At 64.8% G+C, this 16038-nt stretch carries 10 protein-coding genes; 4 read left to right on the top strand and 6 right to left on the bottom strand.

Annotation, left to right across the window (positions count from 1 at the left end):
- Positions 1–179: 179 nt before the first annotated feature.
- Both tsf and rpsB read right to left on the bottom strand, forming a co-directional pair.
- A complete protein-coding gene (gene tsf, locus QCE49_RS05495) occupies positions 180–1061 on the bottom strand; it encodes a translation elongation factor Ts (RefSeq protein WP_008350087.1) in 882 nt (293 codons plus the stop codon).
- A gap of 140 nt (positions 1062–1201) precedes the next feature.
- Positions 1202–1954: a 30S ribosomal protein S2 gene (rpsB, locus tag QCE49_RS05490; protein ID WP_008350088.1), complete on the bottom strand. Its 753-nt coding sequence runs from the start codon at positions 1952–1954 to the stop codon at positions 1202–1204.
- 384 nt (positions 1955–2338) lie between these two features.
- Here rpsB and map point away from each other — a divergent pair, with 384 nt between their 5' ends.
- The 4 genes from map to QCE49_RS05470 all read left to right on the top strand — a co-directional run bounded on the left by map (position 2339) and on the right by QCE49_RS05470 (position 8132).
- Complete coding sequence (gene map / locus QCE49_RS05485; protein ID WP_008350089.1) at positions 2339–3148, top strand: type I methionyl aminopeptidase; 810 nt, start codon at positions 2339–2341, stop codon at positions 3146–3148.
- Between the two features lie 64 nt (positions 3149–3212).
- Positions 3213–5798 (top strand): [protein-PII] uridylyltransferase, encoded by a 2586-nt coding sequence (locus QCE49_RS05480; protein ID WP_250456406.1) that lies wholly within the window; start codon positions 3213–3215, stop codon positions 5796–5798.
- Between the two features lie 6 nt (positions 5799–5804).
- Positions 5805–7679 (top strand): pseudouridine synthase, encoded by a 1875-nt coding sequence (locus QCE49_RS05475; RefSeq protein ID WP_250456408.1) that lies wholly within the window; start codon positions 5805–5807, stop codon positions 7677–7679.
- Between the two features lie 216 nt (positions 7680–7895).
- Positions 7896–8132, top strand: a complete 237-nt coding sequence (locus tag QCE49_RS05470) for a hypothetical protein (protein WP_008350092.1) — start codon at positions 7896–7898, stop codon at positions 8130–8132.
- Positions 8133–8204: 72 nt separating this feature from the next.
- Here QCE49_RS05470 and def read toward each other — a convergent pair whose 3' ends face one another.
- The 4 genes from def to smc all read right to left on the bottom strand — a co-directional run bounded on the left by def (position 8205) and on the right by smc (position 15956).
- A complete protein-coding gene (gene def, locus QCE49_RS05465; RefSeq protein WP_008350093.1) occupies positions 8205–8738 on the bottom strand; it encodes a peptide deformylase in 534 nt (177 codons plus the stop codon).
- On the bottom strand, positions 8735–10813 hold the full coding sequence (gene ligA, locus QCE49_RS05460; protein WP_034471993.1) for an NAD-dependent DNA ligase LigA: 2079 nt from the start codon (positions 10811–10813) through the stop codon (positions 8735–8737). The genes def and ligA overlap by 4 nt, the downstream gene beginning before the upstream one ends.
- A gap of 192 nt (positions 10814–11005) precedes the next feature.
- Positions 11006–12265, bottom strand: a complete 1260-nt coding sequence (locus tag QCE49_RS05455; RefSeq protein ID WP_250456409.1) for a cell division protein ZipA C-terminal FtsZ-binding domain-containing protein — start codon at positions 12263–12265, stop codon at positions 11006–11008.
- A 175-nt stretch (positions 12266–12440) separates the two neighbouring features.
- Entirely contained in the window at positions 12441–15956 is a 3516-nt protein-coding gene (smc, locus tag QCE49_RS05450; protein WP_250456411.1) for a chromosome segregation protein SMC, read from the bottom strand.
- Between the last annotated feature and the right edge of the window lie 82 nt (positions 15957–16038).

Genomic DNA, 16038 nt, shown 5'->3' with positions numbered 1-16038 from the left:
GCGGGCCGGATCGGGCGGCGGGCGCGGCAGGTCAGGGTTTTCCCTGATCTGCCGCGCCCGCTCTTCGTGCGAACCGGATCGCTGAATTCTTGCGGCGGGACGATCCGCCGCGGTACTGCGGGCCCGACGCGCGGCCGCGCCATGACAGCACACGCGTCTTAAACGAGCCTTAGCGTGCCTTAGGACTGCTTGGCCGCCGCGACTTGCGCCGCCACTTCGGCCGCGAAGTCGTCCTGACGCTTCTCGATGCCCTCGCCAACCACGAACAGCGCGAACTTCTGCACCGATGCGCCGGCCGCCTTCAGGTACTGCTCGATCGTCTGCTTATCGTTCTTCACGAACGGCTGGTTCAGCAGCGACACTTCCTTCAGGTACTTCTGGATCGAGCCGTCGACCATCTTCGCGACGATCTCGGCCGGCTTGCCCGACTCGGCAGCCTTCTGCTCGGCGATGCTGCGCTCCTTGGCGATCAGATCGGCCGGCACTTCGTCCGACGACAGCGAAACCGGCTTCATCGCGGCGACGTGCATCGCGACGTCCTTGCCGACTTGCTCGTCAGCGCCCGTGAATTCGACCAGAACGCCGATGCGCGTGCCGTGCAGGTACGACGCAACCTTGTTCGCGGAGTCGAAGCGCACGAAGCGGCGGATCGACAAGTTTTCGCCGATCTTGCCGACGAGCGCCAGACGCACTGCGTCGACCGTCGAGCTTTCGAGCGGCAGCGCCGACAGCGCGGCCACGTCGGCCGGGTTGTTCTTCGCGACCAGTTCAGCAATCGTCTTGCCGAAAGCCAGGAAGTCGTCGTTCTTCGCGACAAAGTCGGTTTCGCAGTTGAGCTCGACGAGCGCGCCCACGCCGCCTTCGACGTGCGCCGTCACGATGCCTTCAGCCGTCACGCGCGATGCCGCCTTGCTCGCCTTGTTGCCGAGCTTCACGCGCAGCAACTCTTCCGCGCGCGCCATGTCGCCGTCGGCTTCCGTCAGCGCCTTCTTGCATTCCATCATCGGCGCATCGGTCTTCGCGCGCAGTTCTGCCACCATGCTTGCGGTAATTGCCGCCATCATTCGCTCCTTGAGTCTGTTTGATACGTGCCGCCGGCTTTACAGCCCGCCCACGGCAGGAAAATTGGCATTTCTATCGCGCCGACTAAAAAAAAGGGGCCTTTCGCAAAGCCCCCTTTTTTGTCGGCCACAGGGCTCGATTACGCCTCTGCGTTGACCTCGACGAACTCGTCGCCTTCGCCGTTACGGACAGCTTGCACAACGTCGTTCACCGCGTTCGCGCGGCCTTCGAGGATCGCGTCAGCGACGCCCTGAGCGTACAGCGCGACGGCCTTGGATGCGTCGTCGTTACCCGGGATCACGTAGTCGATGCCTTCCGGCGAGTGGTTCGTGTCGACCACGGCGATGACCGGAATGCCGAGCTTCTTCGCTTCGGTGACAGCAATCTTGTGGTAGCCGACGTCGATGACGAACATCGCGTCCGGAATGCCGCCCATGTCCTTGACGCCGCCGATCGACTTTTGCAGCTTGACCATTTCGCGCTCGAACAGAAGCGCTTCCTTCTTGCTCATCCGCTCGGTTTCACCCGATTCCAGCGCTGCTTCCATGTCCTTCAGGCGCTTGATCGAAACCTTCAGCGTCTTGAAGTTGGTCATCATGCCGCCGAGCCAGCGGGCGTTGACGAAAGGCATGCCGGCGCGCGCTGCTTCCTGCGCGATCGTGTCGCGCGACTGACGCTTCGTGCCGACGAAAAGGATCGTGCCGCGATTGGCTGCCAACTGGCGCACGTACTTCAGCGCGTCGTTGTAGAGCGGCAGGGTCTTTTCGAGGTTGATGATGTGAATCTTGTTGCGATGACCGAAGATGTACGGGGCCATCTTCGGATTCCAGAAGCGGGTTTGGTGACCGAAGTGGACACCGGCTTCCAGCATTTGACGCATCGTGACTGCCATGAAAATTCTCCGCGAGGGTTGGGTCTTAAGCCGGCTGCCGCATCCCGCGCCCGGTTATCTTTGCTTTCCGGACGCCGGACACCCTGGGTGCGCCGGCTTGCGTATCGACTTGAACAGACTGGAACAACTAACACTAAGTCGCGTTTCACACCTGCAGACACGATTGTCTTATGAAATCGTGACGACAATATGGATTACGACTTAGCCTGCGAGTATAGCATGTGAGGATTGGTCGGCTCAAGCAGCACGACCGATCCGAATTGCGCGCGCGTTTCGTGTTTCGCGGCCGCCCGCCTCGAACTATCCGGGTGCGGCGCATTTCCTAAGGTGCGATAATGCCGCTTTCGCGGCTCACTGCCGCATTGACGCATTCCGGGCCAAGTCATGTCCATTACGCTGAAAAACGAACACGATATCGCACAGATGCGCGTCGCCTGCCGGCTCGCCAGCGAAGTGCTCGATTTCATCACGCCGCATATCGTTCCCGGCGTGACCACCGAAGAACTCGATCGCCTTTGCCACGAATATATGGTGAAGGAACAAGGCACCGTTCCCGCACCGCTCAATTATCAGCCGCCCGGCTATCCGCCGTACCCGAAGGCCACGTGCATTTCCGTGAACGACGTGATCTGTCACGGCATCCCCGGCGAGAAAGTGCTGAAGAACGGCGACGCGCTCAATATCGACATCACCGTCATCAAGAACGGATATTTCGGCGACACGAGCCGCATGTTCATCGTCGGCGAGGGCTCGATTCTGGCGAAGCGCCTCGTGCAGACCACGTTCGACTGCATGTGGCTCGGCATCGATCAGGTGCGCCCTGGCGCGCATCTCGGCGATATCGGCGCGGCGATCCAGAAGCACGCGGAGTCGCAAGGCTACAGCGTCGTGCGCGAATATTGCGGCCACGGCATCGGCCAGGTGTTCCACGAGGAGCCGCAGGTGCTGCATTACGGCCGCGCGGGCACGGGCATCGAACTGGAGGCGGGCATGATCTTCACCGTCGAACCGATGATCAACGCCGGCCGCCGCGAAATCCGCACCATGCCGGATCAGTGGACCGTCAAGACGCGCGACCGCAGCCTCTCGGCGCAATGGGAGCACACGGTGCTCGTCACGCCGACGGGCTACGAAGTGCTGACCGTCTCGGCGGGCACGCAGGCGCCGTCGCAACTGATCGCGGCAACCGCCTGATTCTCCGTCTCCGCGCGCGCCCGCTTTCCCGCCGGCGCGCCCCCACCTCCTTTTTGGTCGATCCATGAGCGTCACCGCCGCTGTCGCCACGCCCTGTGAATCGTTGCGCGCCGCCTACAAGGTGGCGAAGGCGGCGCTCATCGAACGCTTTCAGTCCGGCTCGAACGTCGAACCGCTGATGCGCGCGCTCGCCCGCGCCACCGACGACGCCCTCAAAGGCGCGTGGTCCGCCTGCGACATGCCGGACAGCGCGGCGCTCGTTGCGGTCGGCGGCTACGGACGCGGCGAGCTCGCGCCCTACTCCGACGTCGACATTCTCGTCCTGCTGCCCGACGCATCGCCGCACGGCAGCGACGCGGAGCTCAACGGCCGCGTCGAGCGCTTCATCGGCATGGCGTGGGATCTCGGGCTCGATATCGGCAGCAGCGTGCGCTCGGTGGAGCAATGCATCGCCGAGGCGGGCAACGACATCACCGTGCAGACGTCGTTGCTCGAAGCGCGGCGCATCTGCGGCGATACGCAACTTTTTCAGCGCTTCTCGGCGCGCTACCACGAGACGCTCGATCCGCGCGCGTTCTTCCAGGCGAAGGTGCTGGAAATGCGCCAGCGGCACGCGAAGTTTCAGGACACGCCCTACAGCCTCGAGCCGAACATCAAGGAAAGTCCCGGCGGCCTGCGCGATCTGCAACTGATTCTCTGGATTGCGCGCGGAGCGGGTTTCGGCAGCAGCTGGCGCGAACTCGACACGCGCGGGCTCATCACCGAACGCGAAGCGCGCGAACTGCGCCGCAACGAAGGCTTCCTGAAGGCGCTGCGCGCGCGGTTGCACGTCATCGCGAAGCGCCGTCAGGACATTCTCGTCTTCGACTTGCAGACGCCGCTCGCGGAAAGCTTCGGCTTCAAGGCGACCGCCGCCAAGCGCGCGAGCGAGCAGTTGATGCGCCGTTATTACTGGGCGGCGAAAGCCGTCACGCAGCTCGCGACCATCCTGATCCAGAACGTCGAAGCGCAGCTTTTTCCGTCGACGAGCGGCATCACGCGCGTCGTCAACGGGCGTTTCGTCGAGAAGCAAGGCATGCTGGAAATCGCCCGGGACGATGTCTTCGAGCGCGAGCCGCACGCCATTCTCGAAGCGTTTCTGCTGTACGAACAAACGCGCGGCATCAAGGGATTTTCGGCGCGGACGCTGCGGGCGATCTACAACGCGCGCGATCTGATGGACCGCGACTGGCGGCGCGACCCGGAAAATCGCCGGCTGTTCATGGAGATTCTCAAGCAGCCCGAAGGCATCACGCACGCGTTTCGCCTGATGAACCAGACGAGCGTGCTCGGGCGCTATCTGCTGAACTTCCGGCGCATCGTCGGACAGATGCAGCACGATCTCTATCACGTCTACACGGTCGATCAGCACATCCTGATGGTGCTGCGCAATCTGCGGCGCTTCGCGATCGCCGAGCACGCGCACGAATATCCGTTCTGCAGCCAGCTGATGGGCAATTTCGAGCGCCCGTGGGTGCTGTACGTCGCGGCGCTCTTTCACGATATCGCGAAAGGCCGCGGCGGCGATCATTCGACGCTCGGCATGGCCGATGCCCGGCGCTTCTGCCGCGAACACGACATCGGCGAGGAAGACACCGAGCTCGTCGTGTGGCTCGTGCAGCAGCATCTGACGATGAGTCAGGTCGCGCAGAAGCAGGACACGAGCGATCCGGACGTCATCAAGCAGTTCGCCTCCGTCGTGAAGACAGAACGCCGGCTCACGGCGCTGTATCTGCTGACCGTCGCCGATATCCGCGGCACGAGTCCGAAAGTCTGGAACAACTGGAAGGGCAAGCTGCTGGAAGATCTCTTCCGCGCGACGCAAGCCGTGCTCGGCGGCGCGCAGACCGACGCGCATTCGGAACTCAAATCGCGGCAGGAAGCGGCGCTCGCGCTGCTGCGGCTCGAAACGGTTCCCGAAGGCGCGCAGAAGCGGCTTTGGGATCAGCTCGACGTCGGCTATTTCCTGCGTCACGATCCGGCCGACATCGCGTGGCAGACGCGCGTGCTCTATCGGCACGTCGCGAGCGAGGAGCCGATCGTGCGGGCGCGGCCCTCGCCCATCGGCGCCGCGCTGCAGGTGCTCGTCTATCTGAAGGATCGGCCGGATCTTTTCGCCGGCATCTGCGCGTATTTCGACAAGAACGGGCTTTCCGTGCTCGATGCGCGCGTGACGACGACCCGCCACGGCTATGCGCTCGACAACTTCCTCGTGGCCCATCCGGACCACGACGGCAGTTATCGCGACATCGCCAATCTCGTCGAGCAGCAACTGGCCACGCTGCTCACGGACGAGCGTATTCTCCCGGAACCGTCGAAGGGCCGCGTGTCGCGGCTCGTGCGTACGTTTCCGATCACGCCGCGCGTGGACCTGCGTCCCGACGATCGCGGCCAGTACTACATCCTGTCCGTGTCGGCGAACGACCGGCAGGGCCTTCTTTATTCGATCGCGCGCGTTCTGGCGCAACACCGGATCGGCGTGCAGGCGGCACGGATCAACACGCTCGGCGAACGCGTCGAAGACGTGTTTCTGCTCGACGGCAAGAGCCTGTCGAACAACCGCACCCAGATCCAGGTGGAAACCGAACTGCTGCGCGCGATCGCAGCCTGAGACTTTATGCGCGTCAAACTGACAGCCAAACATCCGCGTCCGACCTCGGCAACGCGTTCGCCGGTTCGAGCCGGCACGACCACCGGGCGCAAGCCCGTTCGCGCACCGTCGCCGGACGAGGCGCGTCCGAAGCGCTCGGGCCAGCCGGCCGACAAGCGCAGCGACGCGCCGCGTGAGCCGCGTGCTTTCAAGCCGCGTGGTGACGATTCGCGTCCGGCGTTCGGTGAACGCGGTCCGCGCAAGTCGTTCGAGGGTCGTCCGCCTGCGCGTGGCGAGCGTCCGTCGGGTGGCGATGAACGTCGTCCGTTCAAACCGCGTGGCGATGATTCGCGTCCCGCGTTCGGTGAACGTGGTCCGCGCAAGTCGTTCGAGGGTCGTCCGCCTGCCCGTGGCGAGCGTCCGTCGGGTGGCGATGAACGTCGTCCGTTCAAACCGCGTGGTGACGATTCGCGTCCCGCCTTCGGTGAACGTGGTCCGCGCAAGTCGTTCGACGACAGGCCGCCGCGTGGCGAACGCACGTCGGGCGGCGATGAACGTCGTCCGTTCAAACCGCGTGGCGATGATTCGCGTCCGGCGTTTGGCGAGCGTGGTCCGCGCAAGTCGTTCGACGACAGGCCGCCGCGTGGCGAACGCACATCGGGTAGCGATGAACGTCGCCCGTTCAAACCGCGTGGTGACGATTCGCGCCCCGCTTTCGGTGAACGCGGTCCGCGCAAGTCGTTCGACGACAGGCCGCCGCGTCGCGAACGCGCATCGGGCGGCGATGAACGTCGCCCGTTCAAACCGCGTGGTGACGATTCGCGTCCGGCGTTTGGCGAGCGCAGTCCGCGCAAGTCGTTCGAGGGACGTCCGCCTGCGCGTGGCGAACGCGCATCGGGCGCCGATGAACGTCGTCGCTTCAAACCGCGCGGCGACGATTCGCGTCCCGCTTTCAACGAACGCGATCCGCGCAAGTCACGCGACGATCGCGCGCCCGGAGCGCGTCCCGCACGCCGCGATGAGAACGACCGTCCGTACGCCAGACGCGACGATCGCGGCGATACGCGCAAGCCAGCGGCGAAACCTGCGACGAAGCCCGCCGCGCCCGTCGCGGAGTCCGCGCCGAAGCATCGCGATCACCACGACGGCCTCGTGCGCCTGTCGAAAGTGATGTCGGAGCTCGGCCTCTGCTCGCGCCGTGAAGCCGACGAATGGATCGAGAAAGGCTGGGTGCTCGTCGACGGCGAAGTCATCGACACGCTCGGCACGCGCATCCGTCCGACGCAGAACATCGAAATCCTGCCCGCGGCGCATTCCGCGCAGGCGCGCCTCGTCACGATCCTGCTGCACAAGCCGGTCGGCTACGTCTCGGGTCAGGCGGAAGACGGCTACGAGCCCGCGGTCACGCTCATCAACCCGGCCAATCACTGGAACGAGGACCACTCGGGTGTGCGCTTCGCGCCGAGCCATCTGCGCACGCTCGCGCCGGCGGGCCGCCTGGACATCGACTCGACGGGACTTCTCGTGCTCACGCAGGACGGCCGCATCGCGAAACAACTGATCGGCGGCCACTCGGAAGTCGACAAGGAATACCTCGTGCGCGTGCGCTTCGGCGAGCATACGGTCGACGTCGATCAGCATTTCCCCGCCGAAAAACTCGCGCTCCTGCGTCACGGCCTCGAACTCGACGGCGTGCCGCTCAAGACCGCGCAGGTGAGCTGGCAAAACGGCGAACAACTGCGCTTCGTGCTCCGCGAAGGCAAGAAGCGGCAGATCCGCCGCATGTGCGAGCTCGTCGGACTGGAAGTGGTCGGTCTGAAGCGCATTCGCATGGGCCACGTGACGCTCGGCGCGCTGCCCCCCGGCCAGTGGCGCTATCTCGGCCCGAACGAGACTTTCTGAGCAAACCGAGCAGTTCGCGCGCACGTCGATCGAACGTTCGCGCGGCGTCGTATTGCGTCGCAAAAATGCGACGTTCCAGCAGAAAAAACGGCACGACGCAATTCCGGTCGTGCCGTTTCATTTTTGGCGGCTTTTTGGCTAAAGAAAATAAGTCATCGATCCGATAAACCAGACAGCAGGATCAGCAGCATTGAACGGCATTGATGGAGAATCGCCATGTCAGTTGAGATCATCGTTCGTGAGACGGGAACCGGTCTGGAGATCGTGAGTGGCCGGCGGCGGCTCGAAGCCCTCCTCGCCCTGCGCGACGAAGTCGTCGTGACGAGCCCCGGTGTGGGTGAAATGGTGATCGCCCGTCTGCCCGACGGACGCCTGCAGGCATCCGCGAATCCGGAGCATGTCGCGCTGTTTCGTCAACCCGACGTCAGCGGCAATCCGAAAACGTTGGCGTAAAGAAAAAGCCGCTTCTCGCGAAAGCGGCTCTCCGTATTCAGGCTGATTCGTTGCGATTCCAACCGCGCGGCGTCAGTCGTCGCGCGCGGGATCGAGACCCGGAAACAGCACTTCGGTGAAGCCGAACTTCGAAAAGTCGGTGATACGCATCGGATAGAGCTTGCCGATCAGATGGTCGCACTCGTGCTGCACGACGCGCGCGTGAAAGCCCTCCGCGAGCCGTTCGATGGCTTTGCCGTACTGATCGAAACCCTGATAGCGGATCATCGAGAAACGCTGCACCGCGCCGCGCAAACCCGGCACGGACAGACAGCCTTCCCAACCCTCCTCCATGTCGTGTCCGTTCGGCGTGATGATCGGATTGATGAGGACCGTCTCCGGCACCGACGGCGCGTCCGGATAACGCTCGTTCTGCCCGAAGCCGAAGATCACCACCTGCAGATCGACGCCGATCTGCGGCGCGGCCAGCCCCGCGCCGTTGGCGTCGCGCATCGTATCGAACATATCCTGCACGAGCGCGTGCAGTTCGGGCGTGTCGAAATGCTCGACCGGCTGCGCGATACGCAAAAGCCGCGGATCGCCCATCTTCAGGATTTCGCGAATCATGGAGTGACTCCTTCCAAAAGCTTACGCATGGCCTCTTCGTCGAGAACAGGAACCCCGAGTTCCTCCGCCTTGGCGAGCTTGCTGCCCGCTTCCGCGCCCGCCACGACGTAGTCGGTCTTTTTCGATACGGAACCGGCAACCTTCGCACCCGCCGACTCCAGCATTTCCTTCGCTTCCTCGCGCGATAGCGTGGGCAGCGTGCCCGTCAGCACGACGGTCTTGCCGGCCAGCACGCCCTGCGGCGCTTTCGGCGCGGGCGGCCCTTCCGGCCACGACACCTTGACGCGCAACTGCTCGATCACATGCTTGTTGTGTTCTTCGCTGAAGAAATTGTGGATGGCCTCGGCGACGATCGGCCCGACATCGTTGACTTCGAGCAGCTCTTCGACCGAAGCAGCCATGATCGGATCGAGCGAGCCGAAATGCTTCGCGAGATCCTTCGCCGTCGATTCGCCCACGTGCCGGATGCCGAGCGCATAGATGAAGCGCGCGAGCGTCGTCTTCCTCGCTTTTTCGAGCGAATCGATCAGGTTCTGCGCGGATTTGTCGGCGAACCGGTCGAGCGCCGCGAGCGTCGAAAAGCCGAGATTAAACAGATCCGCGGGCGTACGCACGAGATTCTGCTCGACGAGTTGATCGATGATCTTCTCACCTAGCCCGTCGATATCGAGCGCGCGGCGCTGCGCGAAGTGCCACAGTGCCTGCTTGCGCTGAGCGGGACAGAACAACCCGCCCGTGCAGCGCGCGATCGCCTCGTCCGGCAGGCGCTCGATCTTCGAGCCGCAGACGGGGCACTCCGTCGGCATGACGAATTCGCGCGCGTCGGCGGGACGGCGCTCAAGAATGGCGCCGACGACTTCGGGGATCACGTCGCCCGCGCGGCGCACCGTGACCGTATCGCCGATGCGGATGTCCTTGCGCCGCACTTCGTCCTCGTTGTGCAACGTCGCGTTCGTGACCGTCGCACCGCCGACGAACACCGGCGCGAGACGCGCGACCGGCGTGATCGCGCCCGTTCGACCGACCTGCACGTCGATGGCGAGCAGTTGCGTCAGCGCTTCCTGCGCCGGGAATTTGTGCGCGAGCGCGAAACGCGGCGCGCGCGACACGAAGCCGAGCTTATCCTGCTCGTCTCGGCGGTCGACCTTGTAGACGACGCCGTCGATGTCGTACGGCAGCTTCTCGCGCTTCTCGCCGATCCGGTGGAAGAAGGCGAGCAAACCGTCGGCGCCTTCGACCACGGCGCGCTCCGCATTCACCGGCAAGCCCATTTCCTTGTACCAGTCGAGCAACGCGGCGTGCGTCGCGGGCATCTCCGCGCCTTCGAGCACGCCGATGCCATAAGCGAAGAACGACAGCGAACGCTGCGCGGTCATTTTCGGATCGAGCTGACGCAAGCCGCCCGCCGCCGCGTTGCGCGGATTCGCGAACTCGCGCTGGCCCGCTTCGCGCTGACGCGCATTCAGGCGCTCGAAATCGCGCTTGAACATCAGCACTTCGCCGCGCACGTCGAGCCGTTTCGGCACGTTCTTGCCCTTCAGCGTGAGCGGAATCGAGCGGATGGTGCGTACGTTCGCCGTCACGTCCTCGCCCGTCGCGCCGTCGCCGCGCGTCGCGGCCTGCACGAAATGGCCGTCCTCGTAACGCAGGGAAATGGCGAGGCCATCGAACTTGAGCTCGCACGCATATTCGACGCTCGCGTGGCCCAGCGCGTCGGACACGCGCTTGTCGAATGCGGCGATGTCCTCGTCCGCGAAGCCGTTGTTGAGCGAAAGCATCGGCACGTCATGGACGACCGGCGTGAATCCTTCGGCGACTTCGCCGCCCACGCGCTGCGTCGGCGAATCCGGCGTGATCAGATCCGGATGCTCGGTCTCGATGCCCTGAAGTTCCTTGAAGAGCGTGTCGTACTCGGCGTCGGGCAGATCCGGCTGATCCAGTACGTAATACGCGTAGTTCGCGCGTTCCAGTTCCGAACGCAGCCACGCCGCGCGCTCGGCCGGACGAGCGGCGCTGGGCACGGCGGCGCCCGACTTCGCGGTCGCGGCGGATTCGGCTTTTGATTTTGCGGACATGCGGCTTCGAGAAAGTAGGTAAGTCAGTCAACCGACCGTTCGATTGTCTCAGAAGATCGGTAAATCGTGGCCTCGGCCAAACGGCCTAAGTGCGGGCGTCGGTGCGGCGGCGCGCACGCAAAGAAAAGCGCCCCGGCTGGGGCGCGATTCTCCTGGCAAGCAAGCGCCTTGCCGACTGCGCGCAGCAAAAAGTTACTGGCTGAAAAGACGCCGCGTCGCGGGCGAGCCGGCCGGAATGCCCGCCTGCTCCAGCTTCGCGTAGAGCGTCATCAACTGCTTCTCGATGGCGAGCAGCGCGGACTCCGGCAAGGGCCGGCGCTGGTCGTCGACGACACGCGCGCCGATACGCTCCGACAGCGACTTCGCGTAATCGCACATCAGGCGGAACGGCAGGATGTCTTCGTCGGCGACGGGCACGTCGAGCACCAGCGTGATCATCTGGCCGCCCTTGTAGGTGAGGTCGTCGCGCAGGAAGTTCGTGTCGCCGAACTGGAGCATGAAGACCGGATTCTGCTTCGCGTCGAGTTTGACGAAGCGTGTGCCGTCGCGCGAGAGCAAAAGGCCGTCTTGCGACGCCACCGCCTGCACGTAGTTCGCGGACCACGGCGCGCCGTCGGAGAGGATGTTGATCGAGAGCTGCGCGTCGCATTGCGCGGCGAACGCGTCCAGCTCGCGCGCCATGCCGACGGTTTCCATCATGTCGGGGAATTCGGGCGCGCCGTCGATGGCGTCGGCAAGCCGCTGCACGCCGGTCACGAACTCCGAGAATTCGAGTTCGTTGAGCGGGCCGCTGCGGTTCGCGAGCTGGGCGGCCGCGCGCAACTCCTCGTAGCGCACGCCGTTTCGCGGCAACTCCCACGCGCTGTCGCCTTCGGCCTTGCCTTCGATCGTCACGGGCTTCGTGCCCGCGCGGCGCAGGCGCTGCGCAAGCGGAATCACGCGATCGCCCGCAACCGGCGCGGCGAGGCGAATCGGCACGACACAATCGATGCGGCGATCGACGACCGCCGGCGGCGCCTGCGAAATCGTCGTCGCGGCGGGCATCACCGGTTCGGTGCGCTCGTCTTCGGTGGCACTTCGCGCTTCCTCGGACGCGCCATTGGCGGACGTCGCCTCGGCCTGGAGATCGACGGCGGTATCGGCAGGCGCGACGGGAGCCGCCGCCGTCGACTCGTTCGCCGTGCCGAAGCTCGGCTCGACACGCGTATCGCGCGGTTCGGCATCGGCGCCATCGGCGCCGCCCGCTACGGGCTCGCGCCGCGACTGACGCACGGGCTCGATGAACGGCTGCTCGTCGTCCGCTTCCTGGCGCGCAAGCGCATCCGCCGCTTCGTCCGGCATCGGACGCGGCATCTTGCGACGCACCTTCGCGCTCTGCCACGCGTTGTACACGACCACGCCGCCCACCACCACGGCTCCGGCTCCAATCAAACCGAGTGTCAACTCGTCCATGCAGGCTCCATCATTCTTTTAAGTTACGAAGCGCCGCGCGATCTGTCGCGCGCATCGCCGCGTTCCGGCTTCTCGCCGCCGCCTGGCCGATGCGCGCCACTCCGCGCCTTGACGCACGCTGCCGGAAACCTCGTCCGGCCCTTTCACTCAATCAAACTCTCGCGAGCGCGATGCTTCAGCCGTTCTGCGCGAAGCCCGCCGCCGCTTCCATGTCCACCGCGACGATGCGCGACACGCCCTGCTCCTGCATCGTCACGCCGATCAGTTGCTGCGCCATTTCCATCGCGATCTTGTTGTGCGAGATGAACAGGAACTGCGTCTTGGCCGACATCGCGCGCACGAGGTTCGCGAAGCGCTCGGTGTTGGCGTCGTCGAGCGGCGCGTCGACTTCGTCGAGCAGACAGAACGGCGCAGGGTTCAACTGGAACATCGCGAACACGAGCGCGGTCGCGGTCAGCGCCTTTTCGCCGCCCGAAAGCAGGTGAATCGTCGAATTCTTCTTGCCGGGCGGCTGCGCCATGACCTGCACGCCGGCGTCGAGGATTTCATCGCCGGTCATGATGAGCTTCGCCTGACCGCCGCCGAAAAGGCGCGGGAACAGTTCGCCGAAGTGACGGTTCACTTCGTCGAAGGTGCCTTGCAGCAGCGCGCGCGTTTCCTGATCGATCTTCTGGATCGCGTCTTCCAGCGTGCCGATGGCGTCGTTCAGATCCGCGGACTGCGCGTCGAGGAAATGCTTGCGCTCGGTCGCTGCCGCGAGTTCCTCGAGCGCGGCCATGTTGACCGGGCCGAGCGCGTTGATCGCGTTGTTCAGCCGCGTGACTTCGCCCTGCAGATACGACGGCTTCATGTCCGGCGTGAGCTTTTCGGCGAGCTCGGCTTCATCGACGCCGGCTGCCTGCAACTGCTCGACGAACTGCTCGCCGCTGATGCGCGCCGCCTGCTCCTTCAGTTGCAACTCGTTGATCTTGTCGCGCAGCGGCTGCAGCGAACGTTCGGCCATGAGGCGCTGCTCGTCGGCCTGACGCAGACGCGCGGTCAGATCGTCCAGTTCGACGCGCGCCGCATGCAGCGCTTCCTCGCGCGCCGCGCGCACTTCGAGCGCGTCCTGCAGGCCGGTCTGCGCGGTCTGTTCGTTGATGGTTTCGAGTTCGGCGCGCGCGTCTTCCAGCGTGCCCGCGATGCGCTCGCTCTGATCGTGCGCCGTCTCGATATTGCGCTTGTATTCGTCGATCTTCGCGGCGAGGCCGCGCACGGCGAAGCTGGCATCGCTCGCGGCGCGTTCCAGTTCGCGCAGTTCGTGGCGCGCGTTCGTGAGTTCCTCGTCGAGCGACTCGAACGCAAGCTGGTTGTCTTCGAAACGCGCCTGCAATTGCGCGATTTCGCCATCGTGACGTTCGAACGCGGCTTCCGATTCGGCGCGCAAGGCACGCTGCTCGTCGACCTGCGCGGCGATCTCTTCGAGCTCCTCGCCGATCTGCGTGTTGCGCTGCGTATAGCGTTCGTGCGCCTGCGCGAGCTTGAGCACGTCCATCTGCAACGCGTGCACGCGCTGCGTCGCGCGTTCAGCGGCGGCGCGCGCTTCCGCGAGCGTCTGCGAGCCTTGCGTGTGGGCGGCATCGGCACGCACGGCGTTGGCCTTGGCTTCATCGGACAGCAAAGCCTGCGCGCGCACCTGCTTCGTCAGATTCTCGATTTCCTGCGCACGCGCGAGCATGCCCGACTGCTCGGAATCCGACGCGTAAAGCTGCACGCCCACGCGCGTCACGATATGCCCCGCCTTCACGACGAACGCGGCGCCATCCGGCAACTGATTGCGCGAAGCGAGCGCCTGCGCGAGATCGTCGGCGACGAAAGTCGTGGCGAGCCATTCGTTGAGCACGGCGCGCAGGCCCGGATCGTCGATGCGCACGAGCGACAGCAGCGAGCGCAAGCCTTGCGGCGCGTCGACCGGCTTGCCCGCGACGGGCGGCGAGTAGAACGCGAGCTTGGCGGGCGGCGCATCCGTGGCGAACGCCTTGACCCAATCCAGATTCGATACTTCCAGCGCGGCGAGACGCTCCCGCAGCACGGATTCGAGCGCCGCTTCCCAGCCGGTCTCGACGTGCAGCTTCTTCCACAGACGCGGCAGCGCGCCGAGCTCGTGCTTGTCGAGCCACGGCTGGACCTTGCCTTCCGTCTGCACGCTTTCCTGAAGCTGCTTCAACGCGGCGAGGCGCGCTTCGAGCTGATGGATCTGCGCGCTTTCCTTCTGCACGCGTTCCTGCGCGGCGCGGCGCTCGGCGTCCAGACGCGGCACGGTTTCCTGCGCATCGGCGAGACGCGCTTGTGCTTCGGCGAGAATCTCTTCGTTTTCCGCGAGCTGCATGCGCAACTCTTCGAGATGCGCTTCGTCGGGCGCGTCCAGACCGCTCGCCTCGCTCTTCAGACGCTCCTGACGCTGCTGCAATTGCTGAAGCTGCTGATCCGCGTTGCGCTGATGCGCCGCTTCGAGCTTGAGCGCCTGTTCCGCGCGCGCGATGCCCGCGCGTTCTTCGTTCAATTGCGCTTGCGCGTCGCGCCAGCGCGCTTCGAGCGCGGGGAGCGCGTCGTGTTTCGCGGCGGCATTTTCCTGCGCGATCGCGGCCTTTTCTTCGCCTTCGGCGAGCGCTTCGGTCGCGGTATCGATTTCGTCGCGCGCCTTTTGCGCCTGCACCTGCCATTGCTCGCGCTGCGCGGTGAGCGCGGCGATCTGCGCCTGCACGCGATTGCGCGACTCGACGATAAAGCGGATCTCCGCTTCGAGCCTGCTCACTTCGGCATTGGCTTCGTAGAGCGAGCCTTGCGCGCCTTGCATCGCGTCGCTCGCGCTGTAGTGCGCGACGCGCAGCGTTTCCAGTTGCGCTTCGACTTCACGCAGACGCGCCGTCTGCGCTTCGAGCTCGACCTGGGCCTCGCGAATGGCGCGCTGCTGACGCTCGGCTTCGTTGCCCGCTTCCTTCTTGCGCAAGAGCCACAGAAGGCGTTGCTTCTCTTCGCCTTCGGCCTGCAGTTCCTTGTACTTCGTCGCGACGACCGCCTGCGCTTCGAGCTTTTCGAGGTTCGTCGACAGCTCGCGGATGATGTCTTCGACGCGCGTCAGGTTCTCGCGCGTGTCATGCAGACGGTTCTCCGTCTCGCGGCGGCGCTCCTTGTACTTCGACACGCCCGCGGCTTCTTCGAGGAACACGCGCAGCTCTTCGGGCTTCGCCTCGATGATGCGCGCGATCATGCCCTGCCCGATGATCGCGTAGGCGCGCGGGCCGAGACCCGTGCCGAGGAAGATGTCCTGGATGTCGCGACGGCGCGCGGGCAGATTGTTGATGTAGTAGCTGGAAGTGCCGTCGCGCGTGAGCACGCGCTTCACGGCGATTTCGCCGTAGGCGCTCCATTGACCGGCGGCGCGGCCGTCGCCGTTATCGAAAATGAGTTCGACGCTAGCCCGGCTGCCGGGTTTGCGCGCCGTCGATCCGTTGAAGATCACGTCCTGCATCGATTCGCCGCGCAACTCGGAGGCGCGCGATTCGCCGAGCACCCAGCGCACGGCATCGATGATATTGGACTTGCCACAGCCGTTCGGCCCGACGACGCCGACCAGTTGGCCGGGGACCTGGAAATGCGTGGGATCGACGAAGGACTTGAAGCCAGCGAGTTTTATCGAGGTCAGACGCACGGCGATATCGCTGTTTTGAATGAGTGACGGAGGATATATGGCGGACAGGCCGCAGCGCGGCCCGTCGTTTCCCGGCCGCGCG

The organism is Caballeronia sp. LZ008, from assembly GCF_031451435.1.
Lineage (GTDB): Bacteria > Pseudomonadota > Gammaproteobacteria > Burkholderiales > Burkholderiaceae > Caballeronia > Caballeronia zhejiangensis.
This window is presented reverse-complemented; position numbering and strand designations above follow the sequence as displayed.

Bases quoted from the DNA above. Each gene is read 5' to 3' on its own strand.
- rpsB (WP_008350088.1), bottom strand. From the start codon at position 1,954: ATGGCAGTCACGATGCGTCAAATGCTGGAAGCCGGTGTCCACTTCGGT.
- tsf (WP_008350087.1), bottom strand. From the start codon at position 1,061: ATGGCGGCAATTACCGCAAGCATGGTGGCAGAACTGCGCGCGAAGACC.
- QCE49_RS05480 (WP_250456406.1), top strand. From the start codon at position 3,213: ATGAGCGTCACCGCCGCTGTCGCCACGCCCTGTGAATCGTTGCGCGCC.
- def (WP_008350093.1), bottom strand. From the start codon at position 8,738: ATGATTCGCGAAATCCTGAAGATGGGCGATCCGCGGCTTTTGCGTATC.
- QCE49_RS05470 (WP_008350092.1), top strand. From the start codon at position 7,896: ATGTCAGTTGAGATCATCGTTCGTGAGACGGGAACCGGTCTGGAGATC.
- map (WP_008350089.1), top strand. From the start codon at position 2,339: ATGTCCATTACGCTGAAAAACGAACACGATATCGCACAGATGCGCGTC.
- ligA (WP_034471993.1), bottom strand. From the start codon at position 10,813: ATGTCCGCAAAATCAAAAGCCGAATCCGCCGCGACCGCGAAGTCGGGC.
- QCE49_RS05455 (WP_250456409.1), bottom strand. From the start codon at position 12,265: ATGGACGAGTTGACACTCGGTTTGATTGGAGCCGGAGCCGTGGTGGTG.
- QCE49_RS05475 (WP_250456408.1), top strand. From the start codon at position 5,805: ATGCGCGTCAAACTGACAGCCAAACATCCGCGTCCGACCTCGGCAACG.